This window comes from Brevundimonas sp. (assembly GCF_032107865.1).
Classification (GTDB): Bacteria; Pseudomonadota; Alphaproteobacteria; order Caulobacterales; family Caulobacteraceae; genus Brevundimonas.
Window position 1 is genome coordinate 1 of the sequence record NZ_DAMCNG010000050.1, and the last position, 15,588, is coordinate 15,588.

Below are 15,588 nucleotides of genomic sequence, written 5' to 3' on the forward strand. Positions count from 1 at the left end.
GTCAGGCCCGTCTGGGCGCCGTGGCGGGCGATGACGCAGCGGGCGCCGAACTCGCCGACCTGATCGCCGCCGAGGACCGGATCGACGACGCCCTGATCCGGCCCGAGGGCGCCGCCACTATCGTCAAGACACGCTTCGTCGCCGCCGGCCAGCAACTGCTGCGTCTGGACGACGAGGCTGCGTTCCATTCCGGCTATGCCGACAAGGCCGTGTTCCGGGGGGCGGGCGCCATTCAGGCGGCGGTGTGGGCCGGGGCCGAATACGGCGCGCCGGTCATCGTCGACCCCAAGGGCCGTGACTTCGCCCGCTATGGCGCGGTCGACGTCATCAAGCCGAACGCCAGTGAACTGGCGGGCGCCACCGGCCTGCCGACCGAGACCGACGAACAGGTCGAGGCGGCGCTGGCCGCCCTGCTGGCTTCCACGACCGCCAAGGCCGTCATCGTCACCCGCGCAGGCAAGGGCATGACGCTGGCCCGCAGAGGCGGCGGCGTCACCCACTTCCCCGGCCGGGCGCGCGAGGTGTTCGACGTCTCGGGCGCCGGCGACACCTGCCTCGCCGCCCTCGGGCTGGCGCTGGGCGCAGGCGCGACGCTGGAGCAGGCCGTGCAGTTCGCCATCCTCGCCTCGGGCGTCGTGGTGGGTAAGAGCGGCACCGCCGTCGTCATCCCCGCCGAACTGATCGAAGCTGAGATGAGCCAGCACGCAGCCTTGGCCCAGTCCAAGGTCACGCCGCTGGACGAACTGGCCGATCAGGTCGAGGCGTGGAAGCGTCAGGGCCTGAAGGTCGGCTTCACCAACGGCTGCTTCGACATCCTGCACCGCGGCCACGTCGCCTACCTCAACCAGGCGCGCAGCTGGTGCGACCGGTTGGTGGTGGCGCTGAATACCGACGCCTCGGTGCGCCGCCTGAAGGGCGAGGGCCGCCCGGTCAATGATCTGGACAGCCGCGCCGCCGTCATCGGCGGCCTGGCCAGCGTGGATCGTGTGACGGCCTTCGACGACCCGACCCCCATCGCCCTGATCGAACGACTGAAGCCCGATGTGCTCATCAAGGGCTCGGACTACACCAAGGACAAGGTCGTCGGCGCCGCCGAGGTCGAAAGCTGGGGCGGCGAGGTTCGTCTGGCCGACTTCGCCAACGGCTATTCCACGACCAAGACCATCGAGAAGATGACTGGAGAGAAAGCATGACCCCGCGAATGATCGTCGTCACGGGCGGCGCGGGCTTCATCGGCTCCAACATCGTCGCCCGCCTGTGCGAGAGCGGCGCCTGGGACGTGGTCGTCTGCGACCGGCTGGAGACGGCCGACCTCGCCAAGTGGAAGAACATCGCCAAACACCCCATCGCCGATCTGTGGGCGCCCGAAGAGCTGTTCGACCAGTTGGAGCGTCACTCCGACCGTATCGAGGCGGTGATCCACATGGGCGCCATCTCCTCGACGACCGAGCCGGACGCCGACCTGATCCTGCGCACCAACTTCAGCCTGTCGCGCGACATCTGGGACTGGTGCGCGGTGCGCAACGTGCGGATGATCTACGCCTCTTCGGCGGCCACCTATGGCGACGGCGAGGCCGGGTTCGAGGACCGCGACGATCCTGAGAGCCTGAATGCGTTGCGTCCGCTAAATGCCTATGGCTACTCGAAATATCTGTTCGACCAATATGCCGTGCGCCAGGCCGATCGTGACGAGGCGCCGCCCCAGTGGGCCGGGCTGAAGTTCTTCAACGTCTATGGTCCGAACGAGGGCCACAAGGGCGGCATGAAGTCGGTCGTCGCCCAGATCTGGCCCAAGGTTCAGGCGGGCGAGACGGTCAGCCTGTTCCGCTCGCACAGCCCCAACTATCCCGACGGCGGCCAATTGCGCGACTTCGTCTTCGTCGACGACGTGGTCGGCATCATCCTGTGGCTGCTGGAGCGCGAAGACATCTCGGGCGTGTTCAACGCCGGATCGGGCCAGGCGCGCTCCTTCGCCGACCTGGCGCGGGCCACTTTCGCGGCGGCGGGCAAGGAAGCCTCCATCGCCTATATCGACATGCCCGAGGCGATCCGCGATCGCTATCAGTACTTCACCGAGGCCAGCATGGATCGCATCCGCGCCCTCGGCTACGGTGGTCAGTCGACGCCGCTGGAGGAAGGCGTGCGCCGCTACGTCCAGGACTTCCTGGCCCAGCCGGACCCGTACCGCTGATGCGGCCGAAGCTGACCTTTCGCCAGTGGGTCGGCTACACGGGCTTTGCGCTCGTCCTTGTGCTGACGGCGGCGGTCGCCGTCTGGCGCGGCGACATCCTGCGCGCCGGGCTGGATCCGCAGATCCCGTTCCAGACCTACAAGCCCCCGGCGGCGCCCGATTATGGGTCTGAAGACGCTTGGGCCCTGCTGAACGCCCGCGCGCCAGGCGCTGGGCCGGCTCATGTCTTCTTTGTCCACTCCACTACCTATGACGGCGGCAGCGACTGGAACGGGGCCATCGATGATCGCCGCGCCCTGACCAAGTTGCGGACCGTCGTCCTGCCCAACTACGCCGGGCCGTTCGCCTCGGCGGGCGACGTCAGCGCGCCCCTGTATCGCCAGGCCAGCCTCTACAGCCGCCTGACGTTGCGCGAGGACGCGCGCGAGGCGCGGGCCTTCGCCTATGGCGACATCGAGGCCGCCTTTGATCAATGGCTGGCGCAGCGTCCAGACGGCCCGATCGTCCTGGTCGGGGTGGAGCAGGGCGCTGATCTGGTCGATCGCCTGCTGCATGATCGGGTGGCCAGGGACGCATCGCTCAAGACGCGTCTGGTCGCCGCCTATCTGGTCGAGGGCGTGACGCCGGTCAGCCGCTTCACCCACACGCCCTTGTGCCGCACGGACGATGAAATTGGCTGCGCCCTGTCGTGGCGAGCGGTCGAGGAGAACGGCGAGGGCGAAGCCAAGCGGGTCATCCGCCGCGCCCTGACCTGGAACAATCGCGGAGCTCTGGTCGAGGCGGAGGGGGCGCCCATCGCCTGCGTTAACCCGGTGACTGGCTCGGTCGACGCGCCCGTGTCCGAAGCGCGCGAGAGCCGAGGCGCCACCAACGCCACCAATCTGGAATGGGGCGCGCGGCCTGCGCTTCAGCGCCGTCTGGTTGCGGCCGAGTGTCGGGAAGGCATCCTGTGGCGCTCGCGTCTGAGCTCGGAGTCCTTCCGCACGCCGGTGTCCTGGGCCGATCAGCGCCGGATTCCCGCCTACAACCTCTTCTACGCCGATATCGAGGCGGATGTGCTGCGCCGCCTCACGGCCTGGGAAGAGAGCCGCGCGGCCGCTGCCGCCTGAGAGAACAGCAGGCGGCTGTCGTCAGACCATGCTCACGTTCAGCGCAACCATCAGGGCGTCGCGGATGGCTGCGTCGGTGAAGGGTTTCTGCACCGTGGGATTGCCGCGCCAGTGCTCGGGCAGGCCGCTTTCGCCGTAACCGGTCGAGAAGACGAAGGGGACGCCCCGCGCCTTCAACGCCTCGGCGATGGGGAACACCTCCTGGCCCGCCACATTGACGTCCAGCAGGGCGGCGTCGAGATCGGTCTCGCCCGTTGCGACGCGCAGACCGTCGCCGACGTTCGATTCCGGGCCGATGACGGTGCATCCCATGTCACCGAGTATGGTCTCCAGCAGCATGGCGACCAGAGACTCGTCCTCGACGATCAGCACGCGGCGGCCTGAAAGCGCGTCGGTCATAGGGTTTCCGTTTCCAGGGGCAGGCTGATCTCGGCGCAGAAGCCTTCGGGCGGATAGGAGAGCTGCACCGTCCCGTGCAGATCGTGGCGCACATTGCGCTCGATCAGGCGGGTGCCGAAGCCACGCCGTTCCGGCTCGGGGATGGGCTCGCCGCCGGCCTCGCGCCAGGTGATCTCGAGATGGGGCGACTTCTGATCGATCAGTCGCCAATCGACCATGACGCGGCCGTCGCCGGAGGTCAGGGCGCCGTATTTGGCGGCGTTGGTGGCCAGTTCGTGGAAAATCATGCCCAGGGACACCGCGCGCGCCGGCGACAGGGCGACATGCGGCCCGTTCATGGTCAGCCGCCCGATGCCGTGGGCCTGAGTCTCATGCTCCAGCACGGCGCGCAGGTCGGCGCCTTCCCAATGGCTGCGGGTCAGCAGGTCGTGGGTGTGCGATAGGGCCAGGATTCGGGACTGGAAGGCGGCGGCGAAACTGCTGGGGTCTTCGTGCGTGCGCGCGGTCTGCATGGCGATGGACTGGACCGTAGCCAGGGTGTTCTTCACCCGGTGGTTCAGTTCGTCGATCATCAGCTTCTGCCGTTCGGCGGCCAGCACCACGTCGGTCACGTCGTGCCCTTGAACGAAGATGCCGACGATCTGCCCCTCGTCGTTGCGAATGGGCTGATAGGCGAAGTCGATGTAGCGGTGGTCTAGCGGGCCGTCCTGCGCGTGCCGCAGGGCGAAGGCGCGCTGGCGGCCATAGACCGGTTCTCCCGTCTCATAGACGTCGTTCAGGAAATCCAGATGGCCCTGGTCGCTCAACTCGGGCAGGGCGTCGCGCACAGGCTGGCCCAGAATGTCGCGGTGGCTGACCAGGCGATAGCAGGCGTCATTGCAGAACTGGATCATGTGATCGGGGCCGTTCAGCACGGCGACGAAGCCGGGCGCATTCATCAGCATGTCGGTGAGTTGCTTGCGTTCGGCTTCGAGGCGCTGGTTGTTGGCCTCGATTTTTACGGCCCGCCGGAACACTTCGTCGCCGATCATGGCGTCCAGGGCGGAGGTCTGGTCAGCCTTTCCGGCGGCCTTTTGGCGCAGTCGCAATAGGTCGGTCACATCGCTGGTGTGCTGAAGAATGTGCGTGACCTGGCCGGTGTCGTCCTTGATCGGCGTGTGGGTGCAGCTCCAGAACCGATCATCGAACACCGGCGTGCCGTCGGGACCGGGCGTCAGGACCGGATAGTGCAGGACAGCCAGATGATCCGGCTCGCCGGTCGCCAGAACCTTGTCGAAGGAGGCGCGCAGGCGGCGACCCTCTTCTTCGCTGTCCTCAGCGCCCCCGGGGGCGAAGATGTCCATGACGTGATGGCCGATCAACGCCTCGCGTTCGCGCTGGGTGACGTCCAGATAGGCTTGGTTCATGCCTGCGAAACGCAGGTCGCGGTCCAGCAGCATATAGGGGTTGGGAGAGGAGTCGAACGCCGCCACCAGATCGATTGTTTTGGCGAGCTTCCGCAAATCCAACCCCCTCTCACTGCGTCCCTAACGCAGGATAAGCGGAAAGGGTGCCAGTTTCCTGGCCTGAAAATGCAGCAAAAGTAAAGCTTGGGGGCTAGGCGCTCAGGCGCAGTGCATCAGATAGGGCGTGGTACATGGGCTTGGGCCGGTAATCCACGTCATAAGGCAGGCCGCGGTTGGGCGGAGCGTCCGCGTACTGACGTTGCGGCGGTTCGGACAGCCAGGAGTGGCGGTCGCTCAGGCCCCAGGTGACGACGCCGCGCACCTGGGGGAAGGCCAGCATGGTCTCCAGATAGCGACGGGTCTCATCGGCCACCTTCTGATCGCGAGCAGCGGCCGTGCCGTGGAAGCTGGATTCCTTGACGTCCAGCTCGGTGACGGTGATCTCCAGCCCCAGGTCGACCAGTTGCTGCGTCATATCGCGCAGGCCCTCGGCCGCCAGCGGTCCCTTGGATAAATCGAGGTGCGCCTGAACGCCGATGCCGTCCAGCGGCGTGCCCGAGGCCCGCAGCCGTCGCGCCAGGGCGACGATGGCCTTGCGCCGGGCCTGATCCACGGGATTGTCGTATTCAAAGCCGTAGTCGTTGACGACCAGATGGGCCTTGGGTGCGAGAGCGCGCGCCTCTTCCAGCACGCGCTCGATGTAGGTCGGGCCGAAGGCGCGGTGGAAGACGTTGCGTTTCAGGCCGCCGGCGCCGCCCTGGGTGTCGATCGGCTCGTTGATGACGTCCCAGTCGGCGATGCGGTCGCCGTATCGTTTGAGCACCCGCTCCAGATGGCCGGACATCAGCGACCAGTCGCGCCGCCGCAGCATTTCCTGCCTCGCCCAGTCCGGCGTGCCCTGGTCCCAAAGCAGCGTATGGCCGCGCACCTGCATTCCGTGGCGCTGCGAGAAGTCGAGCAACTCGTCAACCGGGGTGAAGTGGAACTCCCCCTTGCGCCATTCCAGCGAATTCCATTTCAGATGGATTTCAGGCGTCAGCACCTGGCAGTCTCGCAGGACCGCGCCGCGCAGTTCGGCGTTCTGATGCAGCTGTTCGGCCCGAACGGCGGCGCCGAAATATCGACCCTGTGCGCTGGCGGCGTCGGCGAGGGTGGCGGTCTTCACAGGCGGAGGGTCCAGCGGAAGGCCTTCGCGCACGGGACGCCACGCGGCCAACCCCAGGGCGGGCGCAAGCGCGGCGGCGCCGATGAAGGCTCGTCTGGTGGGTCGCGGCAGCATTCGGCTGCACCTCCTCGAGGAACGCGAGAAGGCTGCCTTACTACGCCTAACTTCTCGTTAAGGCGCAATCTTAAGAGGCGTCAGGGAGAGGAAGTTGGGCGCGAAAATGGTGTTTCCATGAGCTGAGCCGCTTTATCCAAGCTCTGCTTCGCCGCCTGTTCTAGAAGCTGCGATAGAAACCGACCCTTAGATAGGCTTGTGAATCTCGTTCATCGCCGTCGCTCAAACCGACAGAAACTTGGATTTCTGATCGATCATTCAATTTGAACCCGGCGACAGGGCCGATGTGATAGGCGTTGTAGTTGGTGTCGCCTTCAGCCGCGACCTCCATGCCCAGGCGCACGCGGCCGGACGATCCGACCTGATGGGTCAGGCTGGCCAGGGCGTTGTAATCGTCCACCTCAAAGCCATAGGCGCCGTACCAGTCGACCCGCCAGGGGCCGGAGACATGGCCGCCGTCCAGCGAAATGATGACGCCGCCCTGGCCGCCATCGCGTCGATTGCCGGGATCGGCGGGGCTGAGGTCCGTATCGACATAGCGGTAGCCGACGCCGACGCTGCCCCAGGTCGGGCCGCTGCCGAAGCGATAGATCAACTCGGCCTGGGCGCCGGTGAAGTCGGCGTCGATCTCGTTCGGGCCCGAGTTGTAGTCATAGCTGCCGGTATAGACCGACCCTCGCACCGCAAAGCCCTTCGAATCGACCGAGCCCGGCAGACCGATCGTCGCCCCGGCATAGGCGCTGTCGGCCACATCCAACTGGCCGCCTGCGAACACGGTCACATCGCTTTGCGCCGAGGCCGGCGCGGCCCAGGCGACGCCCGCGCACGCCAGGGTCGCCGCCGCCAGGGCGGGCAGGGAAGTCATCGGGCGTCGATGGTGAGGCATGGGTCGGTTCCTTGCGAAGTATCGAACGCGCCAGATGCTGGCGACGCCGGCGGCAGGCACTTCAAACGCATACAGAACAGGGGGCGAATGCTGTCAGACGACCAACCTTCCCCTGGCCAGTTGTTCCAGACTTTCGGCGCTGCGGTCAACGGGGGCGCGTGCGTGGGACACCCAGGCGATCAACTCCTCCATGCCCTGATCCATGGAGCGGCGGGGCGTGAAGCCGAAGGTGCGCTCGATCTTGGAGATGTCGCCGAAGCAGTGGCGGATGTCCCCGACCCGGTAGCGGTTCAGCACCTCCGGCGCGATATTCTTGCCCAGCAGCCGGGCCAGAGTGCCCGCGATCTCATTGATCGAGACGGGCGCGCCGCTGCCGACGTTGAACACGTCCCAGATCTCGCGATCGTCATCCAGCACGGTGGCGAAGGCCTCGGCCACGTCCTGCACATGGACGAAGTCGCGCATCTGCCGGCCGTCCTCGAAGACCAGTGGCGGCTGGTCGTTCATCAGCCGCGAGATGAAGATGGCCGCCACGCCCGTATAGGGATTGCTCAGCGCCTGGCGCGAGCCATAGGCGTTGAACAGCCGCAGGGCCACGGTGGGGATGCGCAGCGCCCGGCCGACCGACAGGAACATCTCCTCATGGTCGCGCTTGTTCACCGCATAGATGGAGTTGGGTTGCAGCAGCTTTTCCTCCGGCGTGGGGCAGGGCTCCAGCGGTTCTCCATCGACCATCAGATCCCAATGGCGCGCTTCCAGTTGGGCGTGCGGACGGATGTCGGTGGTTACATGGGCGCCGGTCGAGGGGCGGACGTAATCCCCCTCGCCATAGATCGACATGGACGAGGCGACGGCGATCCGCTCGACCGTGTGCGGGCGTTGGGACAGGGTCTCCAGCACGACGGCCGCCGCCATGACGTTGTTGCGGGTGTAGTCGATGATGTTGGTCATGCTCTGGCCCACGCCGACCGAGGCGGCGAGGTGGGCCAGGTGGGTCACGCCGTTCAGGGCCGCCTCGAACACCCCGTCTTCCAGCAGGTCGCCCTTGATGCGTCGGGCCCGCGCGTCGAGGTAGACGGGCCACCCGTCCGCATCCAGTTCAGCGTCGCCGTGGACCTGGGGCGACAGACTGTCCAGGACCGTCACCCGATAGCCGCGCGCCAGCATGGCGTCGACCAGGTGCGAGCCGATGAAGCCCGCCCCGCCCGTGATGAGAATGTGCTTGTCCATGATCGTCTGCTTAGTGCTGGTGATGACGAAGGGCGCCGAACTCATCCAGCTTGGTGCGGACGAGGGTGTTGTTGGCGTCGATCTTCTCGGTCCGCTGCCAGGCCAGGCCGCTGTCCCGCAGATACATGACGAAGCCCAGCGTCAGCGGGATGATCCAGACGCACCACCAGACCATGATGAAGATGGGATTGACCATCAGCATGTAGCCGATGCGCGCGCCCGCGCCGTCCAGCACTAGGTCGGTCCGCCGCCACGTCTTGACGTAGAGGCCGACCATCAGGATCGAGAAGGCGACGATGTTGAAGATCGACAGGATCACCAGCCACAGCGGCAGGAAGTCCGCGCCCTGGAAGAAGCGCCAGGCCGCCCAGACGCCCAGGGGGATGCCCAGGGTGTTCACCCACATGGACATGCAGGGCAGGAAGTTCATCCACACGCGGACCCGCTCGCCGAAACTGAAGTCCATCTCCTTCAGCGGCGTCGTCAGGCTCTGGAAGAAGCCGGCGACCCAGCGCTTCCTCTGGGTGATCCCTTCGCGGAAGGTCTCGGGCACTTCTTCGATCAGGGAGCCTTCGATGATGCCCAGCGTCCGGCCGTTCTTCCAGAAGCGCTGGCCGACTTCGGGGTCTTCGATGGCTATCCAGGGGTGGAAGCTTCCCAGTTCGACCAGGTCGTCGACCTTGAAGAACAAACCCTTACCCAGCACCCAATAGGGTTGCTTCGGATCGGACAGGTGGCCGTATTTGGCGCCGTCCCAGGTCATGTGGTCGAAGGCATGGAAGGCGGCGGCAAGGCTGGCGTTCAGATTGCCCGCCACATTGCGCGCCTGCAGCACGTCGAACCGGCGCAGGCCGATGGCCGCAGCCTTGAAGTGATCCGCCGGGGGGCAGCTGTCGGCGTCGATGTAGTCGATCGTCAGTCCGCTCTTGTCCTTATAGGTCTCGGCGACGTGATAGGTGGCGTAGATCAGCTGGCGCGTCTTCTTGGGCGGCAGATCCTTGACCCCGGCCCGTTTGCCGCTGTGCCACCAATAGGCCTTCGGATTCCGGTCCCAGGCATTCCAAACCATGTCCCAGCTGGCGTCGCTGGTCGGCGGCACCGCCAGGATCTCGACGAAGGGAAAGGCCCGGCTCAGCCGTTGCAGGCTGGCGATGGTCTCGGCGTCGTTGCTGTTGGGAATGGCCAGGACGCGATAGCGGCTGACGGGATAGTCCAGCTTGGCCAGCGCCGTGAAGGTCGTCTCCATGGTGCTCTCCAACTCCCGCAGCACGGGGTAGAGCAGGACGATGAAGGGGTGATCCGCCTCGCTGGCCGGCAGGGGCTCGTCCATGTCCACGCGCTCGACGCGCAGCGAGCGGAAATACATCTCCAACAGGAAGCTGCCGAGATACAGGATCTGGGAAAGAGCGAACAACCAGACCAGCAGGGTCGCCCAGTTTGGATCTTGAGTGTTCATCACGCCGCTCGCCCAGTTATTTGCCCAATAAGTCGGTGGTGGTTGCTCTGTCCTGTGGTGTTCCGTCCGCCCGACGTCTCACGATGCGGCGGCGCCGCGCTGGGCGACTTTCTCGCCCTGAAGCTCGGCGGTGAAATAGGCGATGGTCTGCTCCAGCCCGTCCTGCAGCGGCACCTGGGGCGACCAGTGCAGATGGGTCAGCGCCCTGGAGATGTCGGGCTTCCGACGGCGCGGATCGTCGATCGGCAGCGGGTGATAGACCAGCCGAGAGTGTGAACCGGACAGGGCGATGACCTGCTGGGCCAACTCATTGACCGTGATCTCGCTCGGGTTGCCGATGTTGACCGGCCCGTCGATCTCCTCATCCGTGTCCATCAGTCGGATGAAGCCTTCGATCAGATCGTCGACGAAGCAGAAGGAGCGCGTCTGCTCGCCCGAGCCGTAGATGGTGATGTCGTTGCCCTCCAGGGCCTGAACGATGAAATTCGACACCACCCGTCCGTCGTCGGGGTGCATCCGCGGCCCATAGGTGTTGAAGATGCGCACGATCCGCGTGGTCAGACCGTGCTGCTGGCCGAAGTCCGTCACCAGGGTCTCGGCGAACCGCTTGCCCTCGTCGTAGCAGGAGCGGGGGCCGACCGTGTTGACGTTGCCGCGATAGCTCTCCACCTGCGGGTGGATTTCCGGGTCGCCATAGATTTCCGAGGTTGAGGCCTGAAAGAACCGCGCGCCGTCCGCCGCCGCCCGTTTCAGCAGGTTGAGCGTGCCGAGCGAGCAGGTCGTGGCCGTCTTCACCCGGTCATACTGGTAATGAACTGGGGAGGCGGGGCAGGCCAGATTGTAGATCTGATCGAACCGGCCCAGCGCGTCGTCCAGCGGTTCATTGATGTCCTGCGCCACCAGCTGGAAGCGATCCGAGCTCATCAGATGAGCGACGTTCGCATGCCGACCCGTATGAAAATTATCGATGCAGGTCACATGATGGCCCGCGTCGACCAGCCGCCCGCACAGGTGTGAACCCAGGAAGCCGGCGCCGCCGGATACGGCGATCCGCTTGGCGGTTTTGGCGTCGTGCTTCGGCGCATAAGAAAAGCGATCGTCTGTCATCGCCTTCAGCCTTGCTGGTTGTTTACAATTGCTTGAACAACGCTACCTTCTTACTGTATTCGCGTGACAGGGGAGATCGCATGACCCCCGACGCCGTCGACAGTGGCGTTAACCGTTTGTTAAGAATTGGGTTCCATTTCGACGCCTCATATGCGTCAAATTTCTGCCCGAATCTGCCATAGTTGACGGCGAAAGCGGCATGAAGCGAGGGGCGACAGACCCGACGAACGCTCTGCAGCGGTTGGGATCGCCGGGCCTGGACTTCCGCCTCTCCCCCCGAGGCGAGGGCATGTAATCACCCCACGCAGCGCGGCGTCATCTTGTCGGAAATACTAGGCCTCTCACGCATCGCGCTTGCGCACATGAAGGCTGGTTCGAAAGGCCGTTCGACGCCTAAGGTGACGCTTCTGATTGCAACGGAGAGCAGCGTGACCGTCAGACACTTCTATCTGGCCATGGCGGTGGTCGGCGCCATCGTCCCTTGGCTGTTCTTCGGCTCATTCTTCTTCGACAATGGGCCTGATGCTCCATTGTTCTTGAGGTCGCTGTTCGCGAACGGCGCGGCCGGCGGCTTTTCCGCGGACGTCCTCATCTCGATAGTGGTCTTCCTGGTGTGGTCCTGGCGGGATGCGTCCAGGAATCACGTCAACCGCTGGTGGCTGGTGCTTCCGGCGAGTTGCCTGGTCGGGCTCTCGCTCTCCCTTCCGCTGTATCTCTATCTGCGGGAGCGTGACTGACCAGGTTCACGCGAACCGATCAGGGCCGCGACGCATGTCTGGCGCGCACCATCAGCCTTCGAAATGCAAGGAGGAAAATGGTGGACGCGACAGGGATTGAACCTGTGACCCCCTCGGTGTGAATTGTATTCAAGCGGTTTCAGGCTTTTTCAAACCGTTTCAGATCTTGTTATAAACTACTGGTTTTATGTGGTTTATTGTTCCATCTTCGTTTCAGGCCATTTCAGGCAGTTTCGTTTTGGGCGCCCCCCTGGCGCCCCCCTTGATGTACTATGAGGGGGTCAGAAGTGATTTGGGGGAAAAGATGCCTCAGGATCCAGTGCGTACAGATCGTCAGATCGCCGCCCTCAAGTCGCGCGAAGCGAGATACGAGGTGGCTGTCGCGGACAGCCGAGGCCTCTACATTCGCGTCTGGCCGACGGGCGCGAAAGGTTTCGAGCTTCGCTACACTGCCGAGAACGGCAAACGCCGTCGTCATGTGCTGGGCGCCTATCCCGACGTCACCCTGGCGGAGGCTCGTCGTCTGTCTGCTGCTGCCCGGATCGCTGTCTTGGGCGGGACAGATCCTGTCGCCGAACGCAGTGCGCGTCGCGAGGAAGCAAGGACAGGAGAGACGCTCGAAGACCTGGCTGAGGCCTACTGGAGGGCGGCGAGCAAGGGGCTGCACGGCGGACGTCGACGTCCCAAGCAGGCGAGAACCATAGAGTCCGAACGTTCGCTGTTCCGTCGCTACATAAAGCCGGCTCTCGGCGATATGAGATTTGCAGCCATCAGGCGCACGGATATCCGTATCTTCATGCGGGACCTGGCGGCGAACAGCGGCCTTGCCCCCGCCAGTCTGGCCTCAGTCGGGGGCGTCCTTCTGGGCGTTCTGGGCTTTGCGGTTTACGAGGACCGCCTAGAAGCCAATCCGGCCTACGGACTGACCAGGCCCCTTGCGCTCATGCCCCGCGAACGGATGTTCGATGACGAGGCGCTGCGGATTCTCTGGAATGAGGCTTCGTTGGCGTCGCTCCCCCGGACAGCAGGGGAAAAGACGGCCGGCAAACATGCCCGCCTCGACGCCCCCACGGGGCTGGCTATCCAGTTCCTGATGACGACCCTGACCCGACGGTCTGAAGCCGCCGAGTTGCTCTGGAGCGAGATCGACATGGACAGTGCCGTGTGGACGATTCCTTCGCACCGATCGAAGGCGCGACATGTTCAGGTGGTGCCCCTTCCAGACGAAGCCCTGGCCATCCTGCGGCGCGCGCGAGCGCTGTATCCGAAGAGCCCCTGGGTCTTCCCGGCGCCGCGCAACCGGACGGGTCCCGTGGACCCCCGCGCTTTGACGAGGGCCGTTGTCCGCACCTGCAAGCGTCGCAACCTGCCTGCGGGTTCGCCTCACGACGTGCGCCGCTCCGGCGCCACGACCCTGACCGGCAGGTACGGGGTGGGGCGTTTCATCGTCGGTCACCTGCTGGGCCATACAGTACGGGACGGCGCGACCGTCACGGGCGTCTACGACCGCTATAGCTACATGGCGGAGAAGCGGGCGGCCCTTCAGACCTGGGCCAGCCATGTCGCCAATCTGAAACCCTCCGGACAGCGCGATCAAGGGGGTCAGCCAAGCTGGGATTAGGGCCCGCCTCCCCATATTCCATCCATCATCAGGACGGAGGCGGTCATCTATGGCGGGAGGCTGGACCAGGGACGGCGCAGTGCTTGACCAGATTAACGATACTGTCGTTGACGGCGTCCTCACAGCACGCGCTCGTATTCCCAATGGGCCGGGGCGAGACGCCTGTCTCGAATGTGGCGACATCATTCCCGAAGCCCGTCGCCGCGCCATGCCAGGGGCCGTGACCTGTGTTTCCTGCCAGTCCGGCAGGGATGCGCGGATTGTGGCCGTCGGCATCAACCGGCGCGGAAGCAAAGACAGTCAGTTGCGCTAGGAGGCGCGCGGTGAGGTTCCATAGATAAGGCCGCTAGACGGAAGCGGCGTCCGCTATCTCCACCGCCTGGAAAAGGCGCATATGAGCAATGCGTGCAGCCATAAGATAGGCGAGTGCAGCTTTTCGGAGTTCGGGGGCGCGAGGCATTTTAACAATCACCCCCGAGGAAACTCGACGACGATTTTCGAGGTTCCATATCTTGGGGGGGGCATGGAGCTTCTCCTTTGCCCCCCTGTGTCGGGTATCGGCCACTTGGGACCCGCCCGACTTCCCCGAACGTAGAAGTCTTCATGGCGACCTATGATTTCATCTTGAGCGGCGTGGATGCCGAGATGTCGCTTGAGGGCGCGGCGTCCACGGACGCCGAAGCCTGGCGGGAGGCCATCCTCTTCCTTTCGGAAATGCTGCGCGAGAAGCCTGTGCGGGAGGGCGGCGCCTTTTCGCTTCAGATCATTGTCCGGAACGAAGGTCGGGAAATCTGCCGGGTCGGCGCTTCGGCTCATTAAATCCCAAGCCGGGGGCGAAGAAGACGGCCGGTTACGCCAAAGGGGGGCAATCACGGAGCCGGCCGTCTGCCGATCTTCTCCCAAGAAGAATCTGCATCCGGAAAACGTCGCGTCCGCTGTCGCTGCTCCCTTCGTCGGGTTCCGGACTTATCCGCTGGTTTGAGAAGAGAAGCGGTCGTTCGGGCAAGGTTTTCCCTGGGGCCTGGAGCGAGACGCATGGCCCGGCGTTGCTCCGAAAGTCATCAGGAGCAGAGACATGAGCATGCACAACCAGGCCTTCAGAACAGTGGAACTCCCGGCGCTTCCGGGAAAACTGGGAGAAATCGACGCTCTTCTCCAAGCGGCCAGATCCTCCGGAGCCGCAACCGGGGAGCGCGCCGTGCTCCAGGAGATCGCGCGTATTATCGACCGCTCTTCTGGGGGTGACATCTATCAGAAGCCGCTCGGCTGAGCGGCGGCGCTACGGCGTTTCCGGCGCAATGTTCAAAACCCGACCTAGCTTCGAAAAGCCGACTTGATCGCCGATTTCAGCCGGTTTTCGAGCAAATTTGGAGGGTTCCGCTGGAGGTGCGGAAATATCGACCGGCAACCTTTCCGGAGGCGATCGCTTAAAATCGCTCACAACGAAAGGCGCTTGAATGAAGCTGTTAATTCCCGCTCTCGCCGCGACGGCGCTGATGCTGACCGCGTGTGGAGACACTTCTTCCGATCGCGGGCAGGTGGAAGGTCCCGTGGTTTCGGGGTCTGAAACGCCGCGCAATCCAGCCGTCGATACGGGCGGCGGCGATACGCTCACACCGGGAGCCAACTCCTTCACGGAGGCTCAGGCGCGTTCGGCGATCGAGAAGCAGGGCTATGTCATCGCCGGTCCGTTGAGCCAGGACGCCCAAGGCCTGTGGAGCGCGCCCGCCACCAAGGACGGCGCCGAGGCCGTGGTCTCGGTCGACTACAAGGGCGTGGTGAGCGCCGCCGTTTCGGGTCGCTGACCCTTCAACGACAACTGATTTTCAAAGGAGCTCTCATGCCTGTTGTTACGCGTCTGTTCGACCACCACACCGAGGCCCTGGCCGCCGTCTCTGAACTCGAGGCCGCCGGCTTTGATCATTCGACCATCAGCATTGTCTCCAACAATGCGGAAGAATGGCATGATGGTCATCGACACAAGGACCATGCCGGCTCCGCCTTAGGCGACAGGAATGGCGACGGCGTCAACGACGTCGGCGAAGGGGCGGGCAAGGGTGCGGCTGCGGGCGGCGCCCTCGGCGCCGGTGTCGGCGTTCTGGCCGGCCTGGGCATGCTGGCGATCCCG

General features: G+C 64.7%; 16 protein-coding genes and 1 pseudogene. 10 read left to right on the forward strand and 7 right to left on the reverse strand.

The window, feature by feature from the left end; genetic code table 11:
- The 3 genes from rfaE2 to RT567_RS06475 form a co-directional block, all read left to right on the forward strand.
- A partial coding sequence (gene rfaE2, locus RT567_RS06465; RefSeq protein WP_313575148.1) for a D-glycero-beta-D-manno-heptose 1-phosphate adenylyltransferase occupies positions 1–1,193 on the forward strand: 1,193 nt, incomplete at its 5' end.
- Positions 1,190–2,191, forward strand: coding sequence for an ADP-glyceromanno-heptose 6-epimerase (gene rfaD / locus RT567_RS06470; protein WP_313575150.1), 1,002 nt, complete (start codon positions 1,190–1,192; stop codon positions 2,189–2,191). The genes rfaE2 and rfaD, both read left to right, overlap by 4 nt.
- Positions 2,191–3,300 (forward strand): DUF3089 domain-containing protein, encoded by a 1,110-nt coding sequence (locus RT567_RS06475; RefSeq protein ID WP_313575152.1) that lies wholly within the window; start codon positions 2,191–2,193, stop codon positions 3,298–3,300. Before rfaD ends, RT567_RS06475 begins: the two co-directional genes overlap by 1 nt.
- Positions 3,301–3,321: 21 nt before the next feature.
- Here the strand turns inward: RT567_RS06475 and RT567_RS06480 are convergent, their stop codons facing one another.
- The 7 genes from RT567_RS06480 to RT567_RS06510 all read right to left on the reverse strand — a co-directional run bounded on the left by RT567_RS06480 (position 3,322) and on the right by RT567_RS06510 (position 11,102).
- Entirely contained in the window at positions 3,322–3,699 is a 378-nt protein-coding gene (locus tag RT567_RS06480) for a response regulator (RefSeq protein WP_313575154.1), read from the reverse strand.
- Complete coding sequence (locus tag RT567_RS06485; protein ID WP_313575156.1) at positions 3,696–5,201, reverse strand: sensor histidine kinase; 1,506 nt, start codon at positions 5,199–5,201, stop codon at positions 3,696–3,698. Before RT567_RS06485 ends, RT567_RS06480 begins: the two co-directional genes overlap by 4 nt.
- A gap of 94 nt (positions 5,202–5,295) precedes the next feature.
- The gene (locus RT567_RS06490; protein ID WP_313575158.1) at positions 5,296–6,423 is read right to left on the reverse strand and encodes an endo-1,4-beta-xylanase; all 1,128 of its coding nucleotides are present in this window, start codon (positions 6,421–6,423) and stop codon (positions 5,296–5,298) included.
- Positions 6,424–6,583: 160 nt separating this feature from the next.
- A complete protein-coding gene (gene bcsS / locus RT567_RS06495; protein WP_313575160.1) occupies positions 6,584–7,288 on the reverse strand; it encodes a cellulose biosynthesis protein BcsS in 705 nt (234 codons plus the stop codon).
- Between the two features lie 114 nt (positions 7,289–7,402).
- A complete protein-coding gene (locus tag RT567_RS06500) occupies positions 7,403–8,539 on the reverse strand; it encodes an NAD-dependent epimerase/dehydratase family protein (protein WP_313575162.1) in 1,137 nt (378 codons plus the stop codon).
- Between the two features lie 10 nt (positions 8,540–8,549).
- The gene (locus RT567_RS06505; protein WP_313575172.1) at positions 8,550–9,995 is read right to left on the reverse strand and encodes a glycosyltransferase family 2 protein; all 1,446 of its coding nucleotides are present in this window, start codon (positions 9,993–9,995) and stop codon (positions 8,550–8,552) included.
- A gap of 78 nt (positions 9,996–10,073) precedes the next feature.
- Positions 10,074–11,102 (reverse strand): UDP-glucuronic acid decarboxylase family protein, encoded by a 1,029-nt coding sequence (locus tag RT567_RS06510; RefSeq protein ID WP_313575164.1) that lies wholly within the window; start codon positions 11,100–11,102, stop codon positions 10,074–10,076.
- Between the two features lie 428 nt (positions 11,103–11,530).
- On the opposite strand from RT567_RS06510, the gene RT567_RS06515 reads away from it, so the two are divergent.
- The 7 genes and pseudogenes from RT567_RS06515 to RT567_RS06545 form a co-directional block, all read left to right on the forward strand.
- The gene (locus RT567_RS06515; protein WP_313575166.1) at positions 11,531–11,839 is read left to right on the forward strand and encodes a DUF2834 domain-containing protein; all 309 of its coding nucleotides are present in this window, start codon (positions 11,531–11,533) and stop codon (positions 11,837–11,839) included.
- Between the two features lie 304 nt (positions 11,840–12,143).
- Positions 12,144–13,460, forward strand: a complete 1,317-nt coding sequence (locus tag RT567_RS06520) for an integrase arm-type DNA-binding domain-containing protein (protein WP_313575168.1) — start codon at positions 12,144–12,146, stop codon at positions 13,458–13,460.
- A gap of 49 nt (positions 13,461–13,509) precedes the next feature.
- Positions 13,510–13,773 carry a DksA/TraR family C4-type zinc finger protein gene (locus tag RT567_RS06525; protein WP_313575170.1) on the forward strand — a complete coding sequence of 88 codons (264 nt, stop codon included), beginning with the start codon at positions 13,510–13,512 and terminating at the stop codon, positions 13,771–13,773.
- Positions 13,774–14,063: 290 nt separating this feature from the next.
- Positions 14,064–14,279: a DUF6894 family protein gene (locus tag RT567_RS06530; RefSeq protein WP_312205716.1), complete on the forward strand. Its 216-nt coding sequence runs from the start codon at positions 14,064–14,066 to the stop codon at positions 14,277–14,279.
- A gap of 256 nt (positions 14,280–14,535) precedes the next feature.
- Positions 14,536–14,730, forward strand: a complete 195-nt coding sequence (locus RT567_RS06535) for a hypothetical protein (RefSeq protein WP_312205719.1) — start codon at positions 14,536–14,538, stop codon at positions 14,728–14,730.
- Between the two features lie 187 nt (positions 14,731–14,917).
- The gene (locus tag RT567_RS06540) at positions 14,918–15,265 is read left to right on the forward strand and encodes a hypothetical protein (RefSeq protein ID WP_312205722.1); all 348 of its coding nucleotides are present in this window, start codon (positions 14,918–14,920) and stop codon (positions 15,263–15,265) included.
- Positions 15,266–15,300: 35 nt separating this feature from the next.
- Positions 15,301–15,588, forward strand: a pseudogene (locus tag RT567_RS06545) (hypothetical protein); the annotation flags it as partial.